This is a genomic window from Nitrincola nitratireducens, from assembly GCF_000585235.1.
GTDB lineage: Bacteria > Pseudomonadota > Gammaproteobacteria > Pseudomonadales > Balneatricaceae > Nitrincola > Nitrincola alkalisediminis.
Window position 1 is genome coordinate 1 of sequence record NZ_AONB01000034.1, and the last position, 15392, is coordinate 15392.

General features: G+C 46.7%; 10 protein-coding genes, 1 tRNA gene and 1 pseudogene. All 12 read left to right on the forward strand.

Annotated elements, in window-relative coordinates; translation table 11 throughout:
* Window positions 1-65 precede the first annotated feature (65 nt).
* Window positions 66-141: transfer RNA gene (locus D791_RS18015), tRNA-Trp, on the forward strand.
* A 60-nt stretch (window positions 142-201) separates the two neighbouring features.
* Window positions 202-570, forward strand: a complete 369-nt coding sequence (secE, locus tag D791_RS18020; protein ID WP_036514725.1) for a preprotein translocase subunit SecE — start codon at window positions 202-204, stop codon at window positions 568-570.
* 10 nt (window positions 571-580) lie between these two features.
* A complete protein-coding gene (nusG, locus tag D791_RS18025) occupies window positions 581-1126 on the forward strand; it encodes a transcription termination/antitermination protein NusG (RefSeq protein ID WP_036514728.1) in 546 nt (181 codons plus the stop codon).
* Between the two features lie 83 nt (window positions 1127-1209).
* Entirely contained in the window at window positions 1210-1644 is a 435-nt protein-coding gene (gene rplK / locus D791_RS18030) for a 50S ribosomal protein L11 (protein ID WP_036514731.1), read from the forward strand.
* The gene (rplA, locus tag D791_RS18035; RefSeq protein ID WP_036514736.1) at window positions 1644-2339 is read left to right on the forward strand and encodes a 50S ribosomal protein L1; all 696 of its coding nucleotides are present in this window, start codon (window positions 1644-1646) and stop codon (window positions 2337-2339) included. The genes rplK and rplA overlap by 1 nt, the downstream gene beginning before the upstream one ends.
* A 221-nt stretch (window positions 2340-2560) precedes the next feature.
* The gene (gene rplJ / locus D791_RS18040) at window positions 2561-3052 is read left to right on the forward strand and encodes a 50S ribosomal protein L10 (protein ID WP_036514739.1); all 492 of its coding nucleotides are present in this window, start codon (window positions 2561-2563) and stop codon (window positions 3050-3052) included.
* A gap of 69 nt (window positions 3053-3121) precedes the next feature.
* Window positions 3122-3487 (forward strand): 50S ribosomal protein L7/L12, encoded by a 366-nt coding sequence (gene rplL, locus D791_RS18045; protein WP_036514754.1) that lies wholly within the window; start codon window positions 3122-3124, stop codon window positions 3485-3487.
* A gap of 175 nt (window positions 3488-3662) precedes the next feature.
* Window positions 3663-7763 carry a DNA-directed RNA polymerase subunit beta gene (rpoB, locus tag D791_RS18050; protein ID WP_036514742.1) on the forward strand — a complete coding sequence of 1367 codons (4101 nt, stop codon included), beginning with the start codon at window positions 3663-3665 and terminating at the stop codon, window positions 7761-7763.
* A gap of 73 nt (window positions 7764-7836) precedes the next feature.
* Window positions 7837-12058: pseudogene (rpoC, locus tag D791_RS18055) on the forward strand (DNA-directed RNA polymerase subunit beta').
* Window positions 12059-12181: 123 nt separating this feature from the next.
* Window positions 12182-12556: a 30S ribosomal protein S12 gene (gene rpsL / locus D791_RS18060; protein WP_036514745.1), complete on the forward strand. Its 375-nt coding sequence runs from the start codon at window positions 12182-12184 to the stop codon at window positions 12554-12556.
* 155 nt (window positions 12557-12711) lie between these two features.
* Window positions 12712-13182, forward strand: coding sequence for a 30S ribosomal protein S7 (gene rpsG / locus D791_RS18065; protein ID WP_036514748.1), 471 nt, complete (start codon window positions 12712-12714; stop codon window positions 13180-13182).
* A gap of 18 nt (window positions 13183-13200) precedes the next feature.
* The gene (gene fusA / locus D791_RS18070; RefSeq protein WP_036514751.1) at window positions 13201-15294 is read left to right on the forward strand and encodes an elongation factor G; all 2094 of its coding nucleotides are present in this window, start codon (window positions 13201-13203) and stop codon (window positions 15292-15294) included.
* The last annotated feature ends 98 nt before the right edge of the window (window positions 15295-15392 follow it).

Sequence of the window (15392 nt, forward strand, 5' to 3'; positions counted from 1 at the left end):
AGTTTTAAAATAAGTGTTGTAAACTGATAGGGAGTGCATTATAATTTGCCTCCCTATTATGCAGTAGGCTAGTAGCTCAACTGGCAGAGCAGCGGTCTCCAAAACCGCAGGTTGGGGGTTCGAGTCCCTCCTGGCCTGCCAATCTCAGTCGAGATTGGCATCAAATAGCGTAAGCTTACCTAATAAGCCGAGGCTTCTGGCGTGAATACAAAAGTAAATTCTGAAGGGTCAAAACTGGATAGCATTAAGTGGGCTGTTGTTGTCCTGATTATTGCTGTCGGTGTGGTTGGGAACTCAATTTTTTCAGATGAGTCTCTGCTTTACCGTGTTTTGGCGCTTATTGTTTTAGCGGGTGTTGCAGGCTTTGTTGCGCTGCAAACTGCAAAAGGTCAGCTATGGTTCAAGCTGTTTAAAGATGCTAAAGGCGAGATGCGAAGAGTGGTTTGGCCGACGCGTCAAGAAACTTTGCAAACAACGCTTATGGTGCTTGCTGCAGTACTAGTGGTTGCGCTTATGCTGTGGGGGCTTGATTCTCTGCTCGGCTGGATAGTTTCCGGGGCAATTGGCTAGGAGTTCTGGCATGAGTACTGAAGAAAAAAAGCGCTGGTATGTGGTTCATGCCTATTCCGGATTTGAAAAGCGCGTAATGAACGGCCTTAGAGAACGTATTGAATTGCATTCGATGCAAGATCTCTTCGGTGATGTGCTAGTGCCGACTGAAGAAGTCGTTGAAATACGTGATGGAAAGAAACGCAAATCTGAGCGTAAGTTTTATCCAGGTTATGTGTTGGTTCAAATGGTTATGAATGATGCTACTTGGCATCTTGTGAAAAGTACGCCAAGAGTGTTGGGGTTTATCGGCGGAACCGCAGATAAGCCTGCGCCTATCACAGACCGTGAGGCAAACGAAATACTGCAACGTGTTGAGAGTGGAGCGGATAAGCCCAAGCCCAAGACGGTGTTTGAGCCAGGTGAGATGGTTCGAGTTAACGATGGTCCTTTCGCTGACTTTAATGGCGTTGTTGAGGAAGTTAACTACGAGAAGAACCGCTTGCAAGTGGCTGTTTTAATTTTTGGTCGATCAACGCCGGTGGAGCTAGAGTTCCGTCAGGTTGAGAAGGTCTAAATACAAACCTCTGTGTTTGTTTTTATATAAATGGTAGTTAAGGGGAGCCTTTTAAAGGCGCTTGTACCCAAAGGAGTAGCTTAATGGCTAAGAAAATTAATGCTTATATCAAGCTGCAGGTCAAAGCAGGCCAGGCTAACCCAAGTCCTCCAGTAGGGCCTGCGTTAGGTCAGCATGGCGTCAATATCATGGAGTTCTGTAAAGCGTTTAACGCAGCAACTCAAGGTCTTGAGCTAGGTTTGCCAACACCTGTTGTTATCACTGTATACAGTGATCGTAGCTTTACGTTCATCACCAAAACACCACCTGCTGCAATTTTGTTGAAGAAAGCAGCTGGTCTTAAGAGTGGTTCTGCACGTCCAAACACTGAGAAAGTGGGTAAAGTTACTCGTGCTCAGTTGGAAGAAATTGCCACAACTAAAATGCCAGACTTGACAGCCTCTGATATGGAAGCTGCTGTACGTACGATCGCTGGTAGTGCGCGTTCAATGGGCCTAGTTGTAGAAGGTGACGAGTAATGGCTAAGTTATCTAAGCGTAAAAAAGCAATTCGTGAAAAAGTAGTAGCGGGTAAGCTTTACTCTATTCAAGATGCAGTTTCTGTATTAGCCGAAGTGTCTACCGTTAAGTTTGTTGAATCAATTGACGTTGCGGTTAACTTGGGCGTTGATCCGCGTAAATCAGACCAAGTGGTTCGTGGTTCATCTGTATTGCCACACGGCACAGGTAAAGATGTTCGTGTTGCTGTGTTTGCTCAAGGCGATAATGCTGAAAAAGCAAAAGCTGCAGGTGCAGACGTTGTTGGTTTTGAGGATTTGGCTGAGCAAGTAAAAGCTGGCAATCTGGACTTCGACGTTGTTATTGCAACACCTGATGCTATGCGCATTGTCGGTCAGTTGGGTCAGATTTTAGGTCCACGTGGTTTGATGCCAAACCCAAAAGTTGGCACTGTAACTCCTGACGTAGCTACAGCGGTTCAAAATGCTAAGGCTGGACAAGTCCGTTTCCGTACCGATAAAAATGGTATTATCCATTGTTCAGTAGGTAAAGTTGGATTTGCTGCAGATGCAATCAAAGAAAACATTGATGCTTTAGTTGCTGAACTGAAAAAGCTTAAGCCATCTTCGGCTAAGGGTGTTTACTTGAAAAAAGTAACAGTGTCTACGACTATGGGCCCAGGCTTAGTTGTTGATCAGTCGTCCTTAAACGCTTGATAATAGTTTAAAAGATTTTGAGGGTCTTCGTGACCTGTCATACAGAATACGAAGGCCGTCAAAGACCGCAGGTGACAATCTAGCGTTTAGATTGTCTTAATGGGTAACTTGCCTGCGCAGACGGTGTGATTCGATAGAATCAAAACCACCGTACTCACTGCCTGAAATATACATTTCAGGAATTTGGTAAATAGTCGAAAGACTCAATCCAGGAGTAAATCGTGGCATTAGGACTCGAAGACAAAAAAGCGATCGTCGCTGAAGTCCAGGAAGCTGCTGCATCCGCTCTATCCGCCGTTGTTGCTGACTCTCGTGGAGTTTCAGTAACCGACATGACAAGTTTGCGTAAGCTTGCTCGTGAAAATGGTGTATGGTTGCGTGTTGTTCGTAACACACTGGCACGTCGTGCAGTAGACGGTACCCAATACGAATGTCTCAAAGACGCATTTGTTGGTCCATCTATCATTGCCTTTTCAAACGAGCACCCAGGTGCTGGTGCGCGTATTCTACAAGATTTCGCGAAAGGCAACGACAAGTTTGAACTGAAAGCAGCAGCATTCGAAGGCGAAAAAGTTGACATCGCTATGCTGGCTAGCTTGCCGACCTATGACGAAGCCGTTGCTAAGCTGATGAGCGTTCTTAAAGAAGCTTCAGCTGGTAAGTTGGTACGTACACTGGCAGCAGTTCGCGACCAGAAAGAGCAGGCTGCCTGAACGCATTAGCGAAGGTTGTTTGAAAAGAGTTTAATGGGTAATACCCAATCAGATTATCAGGAATCAAAAATGTCTCTGACTCATGAAGATATCATCAATGCAGTAGCTGAAATGTCTGTTAAGGACATCGTTGTATTGATCGAAGCGATGGAAGAAAAATTCGGTGTTACTGCAGCTGCCGCTGTTGTAGCAGCAGGCCCTGCAGCAGCTGAAGCTGAAGAGCAGACTGAATTCAACGTTATCCTGGCTGAAGCTGGCGATAAGAAAGTTAACGTCATCAAAGCCGTTCGTGGCGCTACAGGTCTTGGCCTGAAAGAAGCTAAAGAATTGGTTGACGGCGCGCCTGCAACTGTTAAAGAAGGCGTTTCTAAACAAGAAGCTGAAGAACTCAAGAAAGCACTGGAAGAAGCCGGCGCTAAAGTTGAGCTCAAGTAATCGCTTCAATGCGCTGCAGGCCGCATAACCTGCTTAAAAAGCGTATGGCTGGTGACCATAGAGTCACCGGCCTTTTTCCGTTATTAAATGACAGCAAAAATATAACGGCAAAACAGACTGGAAGATCCCCTTCTGGACTGGCTTCTCAACTAGGTGCACATGCTGGGGAACACTGATGGCTTATTCATATACTGAGAAGAAACGAATTCGTAAGGATTTTAGCAAGCTAAACCAGGTCATGGATGTTCCATACCTATTGTCGACGCAGCTTGACTCCTATCGGAAGTTTCTGCAGCTGGGGGCAGACGCGGGCAGACGCGATGAATCTGGACTCCAAGCGGCATTTAATTCTGTTTTTCCAATCGTATCCTATTCCGGAAATGCTGCACTGGAGTACGTTGGTTACCGCCTCGGTGAACCCGTGTTTGACGTCAAAGAGTGTCAGTTGCGCGGTATTACCTATGCAGCTCCACTGCGCGTCAAAGTGCGTCTGGTTATATACGATCGTGATTCGTCTACGAAAGCAGTTAAAGACATTAAAGAGCAAGAAGTCTACATGGGTGAAATGCCTTTGATGACTGAAAACGGTACCTTCGTTGTGAATGGAACCGAGCGCGTTATTGTGTCGCAGTTGCATCGTTCACCAGGTGTTTTCTTTGATCATGACAAGGGTAAAACACATTCATCCGGTAAGCTTTTATACTCAGCTCGGATTATTCCTTACCGTGGCTCATGGCTTGACTTTGAATTCGATCCTAAAGATGCACTGTTTGTTCGTATCGATCGTCGCCGTAAATTACCGGCGTCTATATTGCTGCGTGCATTAGGCTATGGCACACAAGAGATTTTAGAAATCTTCTTCGATACCACTGGTTGGAATTTCGAAAAAGATCAAATCTGGATGGATCTTGTCCCTGAACGCTTACGTGGTGAAACCATGTCGTTCGAGATCAAAGACCCTGAAGGAAACGTGATTGTTGAGGCTGGTCGTCGTATTACGCCCCGTCACACGCGTCAAATGACAAATGCGGGCATGAAGCAGTTGCTCGTTCCGTCAGAATATTTGGCAGGGAAGGTGACCGCGCGTGATGTTGTTGATCCGTCAACGGGTGAAGTGTTGGCTGTTGCAAATACAGAAATCACCGAAGATTTGATTACGCGTTTAATGGTGTCAGGAATTACGCGTTTTGAAACCCTGTACACAAATGATTTGGACTGCGGACCTTATATCTCTGATACGTTGCGCATTGACAGCACACGTAATCAAATAGAGGCTCTTGTTGAAATTTATCGAATGATGCGCCCTGGTGAGCCGCCTACTAAAGAGTCGGCTGAAGGACTATTCGAAAATTTATTCTTCTCTGAAGACCGTTATGACTTGTCGGCCGTCGGTCGTATGAAGTTCAACCGTCGCTTAGGTCGCAGTGAAGAAACAGGTTCAGGTATCTTAGATAAAGATGACATTTTAGATGTCATGAAGACCTTAATCGATATCCGAAACGGTAAAGGGGTTGTTGATGACATCGACCACTTAGGTAACCGCCGTATTCGTTCTGTTGGTGAGATGGCTGAAAACCAGTTCCGTGTCGGCTTGGTTCGTGTTGAGCGTGCCGTACGTGAGCGTTTGAGCATGGCTGAGTCTGATAACCTGATGCCACAAGATCTGATCAACGCTAAGCCCGTTGCAGCAGCAATCAAAGAGTTCTTTGGTTCAAGTCAGTTGTCTCAGTTCATGGACCAAAACAATCCATTATCAGAGATTACCCACAAGCGCCGTGTTTCAGCGTTAGGCCCAGGTGGTCTGACACGTGAGCGTGCAGGCTTCGAGGTTCGTGACGTTCACCCTACGCATTACGGGCGTGTATGTCCTATCGAAACACCTGAAGGTCCGAACATCGGTCTGATCAACTCCTTGGCCGTGTTTGCAAGAACCAATGATTACGGCTTTTTAGAAACGCCGTATCGCCGAGTGCTGGATGGCAAAGTTTCAGACGAGATTGACTATTTATCAGCAATTGAAGAAAACAACTACGTTATCGCTCAGGCGTCTGCGAAACTGGATGCAGACAACCAGCTGGTTGAAGACTTAGTTGAAGTGCGTCATGCAAACGAATTTACGGTGATGCCACGCGAAAAAGTCCAGTATATGGACGTATCTGCACGCCAAATCGTGTCGGTTGCTGCTGCATTGATTCCATTCTTAGAGCACGATGACGCCAACCGTGCATTGATGGGATCGAACATGCAACGTCAAGCTGTGCCAACACTTCGGGCCGAGAAGCCTCTAGTGGGAACAGGTATTGAGCGTAGCGTAGCGCAAGACTCCGGTGTTTGTGTGGTTGCAAAACGTGGTGGTGTTATCGAGTCTGTCGATGCCAGTCGTATCGTTGTTCGTGCAAATGATAGCGAGACCGAAGCTGGCGATGCAGGTGTTGATATATATAACCTCACCAAATACGTTCGCTCAAACCAGAATACGTGTATCAACCAGCGTGCGATTGTGCGTCCAGGCGATTTAGTCGCTCGTGGCGACATCATGGCAGATGGTCCATCCGTTGATATGGGTGAGCTCGCGCTTGGTCAGAACATGCGTATTGCCTTCATGCCGTGGAATGGTTTCAACTTCGAAGACTCCATTTTGATCTCCGAGCGTGTTGTGCAAGAAGATCGTTTCACCACGATTCATATTCAAGAGTTAACCTGTGTTGCGCGTGATACGAAGTTAGGGTCAGAAGAGATTACGGCTGATATTCCTAACGTCGGTGAAGCAGCGCTCAGCAAGCTGGATGAAACGGGCATAGTGCACATAGGTGCAGAAGTCGGACCTGGCGATATCTTGGTTGGTAAAGTGACACCTAAGGGTGAAACCCAATTGACGCCTGAAGAAAAGCTTCTACGTGCAATATTCGGTGAAAAAGCATCGGATGTTAAAGATACGTCATTGCGTGTTAAAGGTGGAACTATCGGTAAAGTTATCGATGTTCAAGTCTTCACACGAGATGGTGTTGAAAAAGATTCACGTGCGCGTTCAATTGAAAAGTATGAGCTGGATGCCATTCGTAAAGATTTAAATGACGAATTCAGGATCGTTGAAGACGCTACCTTCGAGCGTATGGCCAGAGTTCTGGTTGGCTTGACGGCAGATGGTGGTGCAGGCCTCAAGAAGGGTGAGCAGATTACCGCTGAATTCTTGAGTGGCTTGAAACGCAGTGAATGGTTCAAAATCCGCGTTGCAGATACAGATGCGCAAGAAATGCTCGAACACGCGCAAGCTCAGCTTGAAGAGCGCCGTGACAATTTAGACAAGCGTTTTGAAGACAAAAAGCGTAAGTTGCAAACGGGTGATGATCTTGCCCCAGGCGTATTGAAGATCGTCAAGGTTTATGTTGCGACTAAGCGCCGCGTCCAGCCGGGTGATAAGATGGCAGGGCGTCATGGAAACAAGGGTGTAATTTCTGTAATTATGCCTGTTGAAGATATGCCATATGACGAGAACGGCGAGCCAGTCGATATTGTACTGAACCCTCTGGGTGTACCTTCGCGTATGAACGTAGGTCAGATTCTCGAAACCCATATGGGAGCAGCAGCGAAAGGTCTCGGTCGTAAGATTAACCGTATGCTTGAGCAAGAGCGTGAGAAAGCCGAAACAGTTAATGAGCTGCGCGGTTTCTTGAACGAGATTTACAATGGTCAACATGCAGGTTTAGAAGTTGCGCGCAAAGAAGCGCTAGACACCTTTACCGATGAAGAGTTGCTTGAGCTTTCGCGTAACCTAAGAGCGGGTGTGCCGCTGGCATCGCCAGTATTTGACGGAGCCAAAGAGGCCGAAGTTAAAGCACTGTTGCGTTTAGCGGATATGGACGACAGTGGTCAAGTGACCCTGTATGACGGACGCACGGGTGACAAGTTTGACCGCCCTGTGACCGTTGGTTACATGTACATGCTCAAGCTTAACCACTTGGTTGACGATAAGATGCATGCGCGTTCAACAGGATCGTACAGTCTTGTGACTCAGCAACCATTGGGTGGTAAAGCCCAATTTGGTGGACAGCGATTTGGTGAGATGGAGGTGTGGGCGCTCGAAGCCTATGGCGCGGCCTACACGCTTCAAGAAATGCTCACGGTCAAGTCGGACGATGTGAATGGTCGTACCAAAATGTATAAAAACATTGTGGATGGCGATCATCGCATGGAACCTGGTATGCCTGAATCGTTTAACGTATTGATCAAGGAAATACGCTCACTCGGTATTGATATCGAGTTAGAAAGCGACTAAGACCTTAACAGATCACCAAGGTGGCGCCCGAATTGGGCGCTGCCACAGAGAACTCCGCGAGGAGCTATAGACAATGAAAGACTTGCTGAATCTGCTGAAGAATCAAGGTAAAACAGAAGAGTTTGACTCTATCCGTATTACGTTGGCATCCCCGGACATGATCCGTTCTTGGTCTTATGGTGAAGTGAAAAAGCCTGAGACTATAAACTACCGTACCTTCAAACCGGAACGTGACGGTTTGTTTTGTGCGAAAATATTTGGCCCAATCAAGGACTACGAGTGCTTGTGTGGCAAATATAAGCGCATGAAGCACCGTGGTGTTATCTGTGAGAAATGTGGTGTAGAAGTCACAATGACCAAAGTTCGTCGTGACCGCATGGGCCATATTGAACTGGCTTCACCAGTTGCTCACATTTGGTTTTTGAAGTCTCTGCCATCCCGTATCGGTTTGATGCTGGATATGACGCTGCGTGATATTGAACGCGTACTCTACTTTGAATCATTTGTTGTAATTGATCCCGGCATGACCACGCTAGAGCGTGGGCAGTTGATGAATGATGAGCAATATTTCGAAGCGCTAGAAGAGTTCGGTGATGAATTCGACGCTCGAATGGGTGCCGAGGCGATCCAAGAGTTGTTGGGATCCATCGAGCTGGAAGAAGAATGCCAGCGCATGCGTGAAGAGATTCCGCAAACCAACTCTGAAACTAAGCTTAAAAAGCTGTCTAAGCGTTTGAAGCTGATGGAAGCATTCGTTAAATCAGGCAATAAGCCTGAGTGGATGATTCTGAAAGTATTGCCAGTATTGCCACCGGATTTACGTCCTTTGGTTCCTCTGGACGGTGGGCGTTTTGCAACGTCTGATCTCAATGACTTATATCGTCGAGTGATCAACCGTAACAACCGTCTCAAGCGCTTATTGGATTTGAACGCACCTGACATCATCGTGCGTAACGAAAAGCGTATGTTGCAAGAGTCGGTAGATGCGCTGCTTGATAACGGTCGTCGCGGACGTGCAATCACTGGATCAAACAAGCGTCCGCTGAAATCGCTTGCAGATATGATCAAAGGTAAGCAAGGTCGTTTCCGTCAGAACCTGCTAGGTAAGCGCGTCGACTACTCAGGTCGTTCTGTTATCGTGGTAGGTCCTTCACTGCGTCTACATCAGTGCGGACTTCCAAAGAAAATGGCATTAGAGCTCTTTAAGCCATTTATTTTTTCAAAGCTTGAATTGCGTGGGCATGCAACCACCATTAAAGCAGCGAAGAAAATGGTTGAAAGAGAAGAGGCATTGGTATGGGATATCTTGGATGAAGTTATCCGGGAACATCCAGTGTTACTTAACCGTGCACCGACGCTACACCGTTTAGGTATCCAGGCCTTTGAACCTGTATTGATTGAAGGTAAAGCCATTCAGTTACACCCACTTGTTTGTGCAGCTTATAACGCTGACTTCGACGGTGACCAAATGGCGGTACACGTTCCACTGACTATAGAAGCTCAGTTGGAAGCGCGTGCTCTGATGATGTCCACCAATAATATTTTGTCACCTGCAAACGGTGAGCCTATTATTGTGCCGTCACAAGACGTAGTACTGGGTTTGTATTATATGACCCGTGAGCGGATTGCCGCGCAGGGTGAAGGCATGCATTTCTTGAATATCAAAGAAGTGCAGCGTGCTCATGGTGCAGGCAAAGTGCATCTGCAAGCGCGTATCAAAGTGCGTATTCGCGAAGTTATTCGTGATATCCACGGAGGCGTCGAAGAGATTACTGCCTTGCGCGATACAACAGTGGGTCGTGCAATGTTGTTTGATATTGTGCCCGAAGGCTTGCCTTTCGAGTTAGTTAACCAATCGATGAAGAAGAAATCGATTTCTAAGCTGCTAAACGAGGCTTATCGTCGTTGCGGCTTGAAAGAAACGGTTATTTTTGCCGATCAGTTGATGTACATGGGCTTCCGTCAAGCAACAATGTCAGGAGCCTCAATTGGTGTCAATGACTTCGTTATTCCGGATGAGAAACCCGCTATTATCGCAGCAGCTGATGCTGAAGTGACTGAAATTGAACGTCAGTTTGCGGAAGGTCTTGTAACCCAGGGCGAGAAGTACAACAAAGTTGTCGATATTTGGTCGCGCGCAAACGAAGTTCTCGCGAAGCGAATGATGGATAACCTGAAGGTTGATAAAGTTGTCAACGCGGCAGGTGAAGAAGTTGACCAAGAGTCATTTAACTCTGTTTACATCATGGCCGACTCTGGAGCGCGTGGTAGTGCTGCACAGATTCGTCAGTTGGCCGGTATGCGTGGTTTGATGGCTAAGCCGGATGCTCGATCATCGAAACGCCAATCATTGCAAACTTCCGTGAAGGTCTAAACGTACTTCAGTACTTTATTTCTACACACGGTGCGCGTAAAGGTCTTGCCGATACCGCATTGAAGACAGCAAACTCTGGATACTTAACGCGTCGTCTTGTTGACGTTGCGCAAGATTTGGTTATTACAGAAACAGACTGTGGTACCGAAAATGGATTGTTGGTTCAGCCAATGATCGAAGGTGGCGATATTATTGTCAGCTTGGGTGAGCGTTTGCTAGGACGTGTAGTGGCTAAGGATGTACTTGATCCGACAGGCAGAGATGTTCTGATCGAAAAGGGTACGTTGATTGATGAGGCATGGTTGATCGTCTAGAAAATGACGAGCGCTTTAGCAGTATCGACGAAGTCACTGTGCGTTCAGCCATCGCGTGTGACTCAATCCACGGTATCTGTTCTAAGTGTTATGGTCGTGATTTGGGTCGTGGACACGAGGTTAACCGCGGCGAAGCTGTTGGGGTTATCGCAGCGCAATCTATCGGTGAGCCAGGAACACAGTTAACCATGCGTACCTTCCACATCGGGGGGGCGGCTTCCAGGGCTGCAGCTGTTGACAGTATTCAGGTGAAAAATGGCGGTGAAATCCGTTTACATAACCTGAAGTTTGTTGAGCGAACCGATGGCAACTTGGTTGCAACATCCCGTTCAGGTGAGTTGGGTGTTACGGATGAGCATGGTCGTGAGCGTGAGCGTTATAAGCTTCCTTATGGATCCATGATAAAAGTACGTGATGGTAGTCGTGTTGAACCCGGTGCTGTAGTTGCGAACTGGGATCCACATACTCACCCAATCGTTTCTGAGATGCAGGGTAAAATCGTTTTCGTCGGTTTAGAAGACGGTATAACCGTTAAGCGTCAAACGGATGACTTAACAGGTCTGTCTACGATTGAAATCTTAGAAAGTAAGGATCGTCCACAAGCCGGTAAAGATATTCGTCCAATGATTAAATTGGTCGATTTTGCTGGAAACGATCTATGCTACCCTGGTACAGAGATGCCTGCGCAGTACCTGTTACCACCTAAGGCAATCGTTAACTTGAACGATGGTTCTGAAGTGCAAATCGGTGATGTATTGGCACGTATTCCGCAAGAGGGTACGGTTAACAAGGACATCACGGGTGGTCTTCCACGCGTTGCGGATTTGTTTGAAGCACGTAAGCCTAAAGAATACGCGATTCTGGCAGAAGTATCGGGTGTCATTTCCTTCGGCAAAGAGACCAAGGGTAAGCGCCGTATTTTGATATCTCCGCATGATGGATCCGAGCCGTTCGAAATCATGATTCAAAAATGGCGTAACCTCAACGTGTTTGAAGGTGAGTCAGTAGAGAAGGGTGAGGTTATCTCAGATGGACCGTCAAACCCACATGATATCTTGCGTATCTTGGGCGTGAATGCATTGGCGAAGTATATCGTTAGCGAGATTCAAGACGTTTACCGTTTGCAAGGTGTAGCAATCAACGACAAGCACATCGAAGTAATTGTGCGTCAGATGGTTCGTAAAGTAGAAATTACTGACTCTGGAGACAGTAATTTCATACAGGGCGATCAGGTTGAATACGTTGCTGTACGTCTTGAGAATGAGCGCTTGTTGGCAGATGGGAAGTTCCCAGCCAAGTTTGAGCGTGTGTTGCTCGGTATTACGAAAGCATCTCTTGCGACAGAGTCCTTCATTTCAGCTGCGTCTTTCCAAGAAACGACGCGCGTATTAACAGAAGGTGCTGTTAACGGTAAGAGTGATGCTCTTCGTGGATTGAAAGAAAACGTTGTGGTAGGTCGTTTGATACCTGCGGGTACTGGATTGGCGTACCACAGCGAGCGGAAACGTAAGCGTCGTTTGTCACAAGATGGCATCGGCGTGAGTGCTGAAGAAGTTCAGCAAGCGTTAACCGCTGCACTAAATGCGTCGATGACTAGCTCTGATTAAAAAACAGACAGTAATTGACCTGAAGGGCATGAATTGGTTAAAATTCACGCCCTCTTATGAGGCTGAGTAGAAATACTCAGTTTTTTTATATGGTGAAAACAAACCAAGTTGGAGTTTGCTTAAATGGCAACAATTAACCAGTTGGTACGTAAGCCGCGTAAGCGCAAAGTTCAAGCAAGTGATGTTCGTGCATTAGAAGCTTGTCCACAGCGTCGTGGTGTTTGTACCCGCGTTTATACAACCACACCTAAGAAGCCTAACTCTGCATTGCGTAAAGTATGTCGTGTACGCCTTACCAATGGCTATGAAGTGTCTTCTTACATCGGTGGTGAAGGTCACAACTTACAGGAGCACAGTGTTGTTCTGATTCGTGGTGGTCGTGTTAAAGACTTACCAGGTGTGCGTTATCACACCGTTCGTGGTGCTCTTGACTGTTCAGGCGTTAATGACCGTAAACAAGCTCGTTCTAAATACGGTACAAAACGTCCTAAGTCTTAATTCGTCGCCAAAACGGCGAAGTGGTTTCAGCCAAGCTTTTCCAGATCCGGAGAGAATGCTGCAGCGCTTAACCGAAAAAGACGATAAGAGTAAGGCCAGGTATCTTAGATATCCTGTTCAACCTGAAGACCTTTTAATATTATTGAGGGCTTATCATGCCTAGAAGACGCGTAGCTGCGAAGCGTGAGATCCTGCCGGATCCAAAATTCGGTAACATTACACTGGCTAAATTCATCAACCATTTGATGATCAGTGGCAAAAAATCCGTTGCAGAAAGCATCGTTTATGGTGCAATGGATAAAATTCAAGAGCGCACTAAACAAGATCCGTTGGAATTGTTCGACAAAGCGCTCGAAACTGTACAGCCTGTGGTTGAGGTTAAATCTCGCCGTGTAGGTGGTGCAACGTATCAAGTACCTGTAGAAGTTCGTCCTTCCCGTCGTATGGCTCTGGCGATGCGTTGGTTGGTTGACTCTTCTCGTAAGCGTGGTGAAAAGTCAATGGCTCTTCGCTTGGCGGGTGAGTTAGTTGATGCAGCAGAAGGTCGTGGTGCAGCCGTTAAGAAACGTGAAGATGTGCACCGCATGGCAGAAGCCAACAAGGCTTTTGCGCATTATCGCTTCTAAACATCAGAGGATTATGCCGTGTCTCGTAAAACACCGCTATCCAGATACCGTAACATAGGTATCTGTGCGCACGTAGATGCTGGTAAAACCACGACTACAGAACGCGTACTTTTTTACACTGGCTTATCTCATAAGATCGGTGAGGTGCACGATGGTGCAGCCACCACTGACTGGATGGAGCAGGAGCAGGAGCGTGGTATCACGATTACCTCTGCTGCTATTACCACTTTTTGGAGTGGTATGGATAAACAGTTTGAAGAGCATCGCATCAACGTTATCGATACGCCAGGTCACGTAGACTTCACGATTGAAGTTGAGCGTTCACTTCGTGTGCTAGATGGCGCTGTTGTTGTTCTGTGTGCATCCTCGGGAGTTCAGCCACAAACTGAAACGGTATGGCGGCAGGCAAATAAGTATGAAGTGCCTCGCATGGTGTTCGTCAATAAGATGGACCGTGCTGGGGCGGATTTCTTCCGAGTTGAAGAGCAACTTCAGAAGCGCTTAAACGTAACGACTGTGCCAATTAACTTCCCAATTGGCTCTGAAGATACCTTTACGGGTGTTGTAGATGTCCTCAGAATGCAGTCGATTGTATGGAATGAAGCCGATCAAGGGATGACTTTTAAGCTGGAAGCAATTCCAGCGGATCTTCAGGAAAAAGCTGAAGAGCTACGAGAGAAACTTGTTGAGACCGCCGCTGAATCCAGTGACGAGCTTATGGAGAAGTATCTTGGTGGAGAAGAGTTGTCCCTTGAGGAAATTAAAGCAGGCTTGCGTGCGCGCACGTTGAACAATGAAATTGTTCTAATGCTTTGTGGTTCTGCATTCAAAAACAAAGGTGTTCAAGCTGTGTTGGATGCGGTTGTTGAATATCTGCCAGCACCAACAGAAGTTAAAGCTATTGAGGGTACGCTTGATGATAAGGATGAGACATTGGCAGCGCGTAAAGCTGACGATGATGAGCCCTTCTCAGCACTTGCTTTCAAGATCGCAACAGATCCCTTTGTGGGAACGTTAACGTTTATTCGTGTTTACTCTGGCGTGCTCAGTTCTGGTGACAGCGTTTATAACTCTGTAAAACAGAAGAAAGAGCGCGTTGGGCGTATGGTTCAGATGCATGCCAACTCTCGTGAAGAGATAAAAGAAGTACGTGCGGGTGATATTGCTGCCCTTATCGGCCTGAAAGACGTAACAACAGGGGATACTCTTTGTGATCTAGATAATCGCATAGTACTAGAGCGTATGGAGTTCCCAGAGCCTGTTATTTCAGTGGCAGTAGAACCTAAGTCTAAAGCTGACCAAGAAAAAATGGGTATTGCTTTAGGCAAGCTAGCGCAAGAAGATCCATCCTTCCGTGTTGCGACGGATCCAGAAACGGGTCAAACCATTATTTCTGGAATGGGTGAGCTTCATTTGGATATCATTGTTGATCGTATGAGACGTGAGTTCAAAGTTGAGGCAAATATCGGTAAGCCACAGGTTGCCTACCGTGAGAAAATCCGTAAATCTGTTGTAGCTAACCATAAGTTTGCTCGTCAATCAGGTGGTCGCGGTCAATATGGCCATGTCGTCATCGAGTTTAGTCCGAGTGACGAAGAAGGGTTAGAGTTTATCAATGAGGTCGTGGGGGGTGTGATTCCTAAGGAATACATTCCTGCGATTCAGAAAGGTGTTGAGGAACAAATGAAGAACGGTGTTATCGCAGGATACCCGCTTATTGGTTTGAAGGCACGTTTATATGATGGCTCTTTCCATGAAGTTGACTCCAACGAAATGGCGTTTAAAATTGCAGCATCTCAGGCGCTTAAGAAGTACGCCCAAGAAGCGAGCCCGTGTTTGCTTGAGCCTATGATGAAGGTTGAAGTAGTAACTCCAGAAGAGTACATGGGGGATGTGATGGGTGACCTCAACCGTCGTCGAGGATTGGTGCAGGGAATGGAAGACACAGTATCGGGCAAAGTCATCAACGCTCAGGTGCCACTGGGTGAAATGTTTGGTTATGCAACTGATCTGCGTTCAGCTTCGCAAGGTCGTGCAACTTACTCTATGGAGTTTGATTGCTACAGTGAAGCACCGAATAACATCGCTGAAGCTGTAATTAAGCTAGGCTGATTAAGCAAATATTGATTAAGAGGAAATAACTGTGGCTAAGAAAGCTTTTGAACGTAACAAGCCTCACGTCAACGTAGGAACAATCGGACACGTTGATC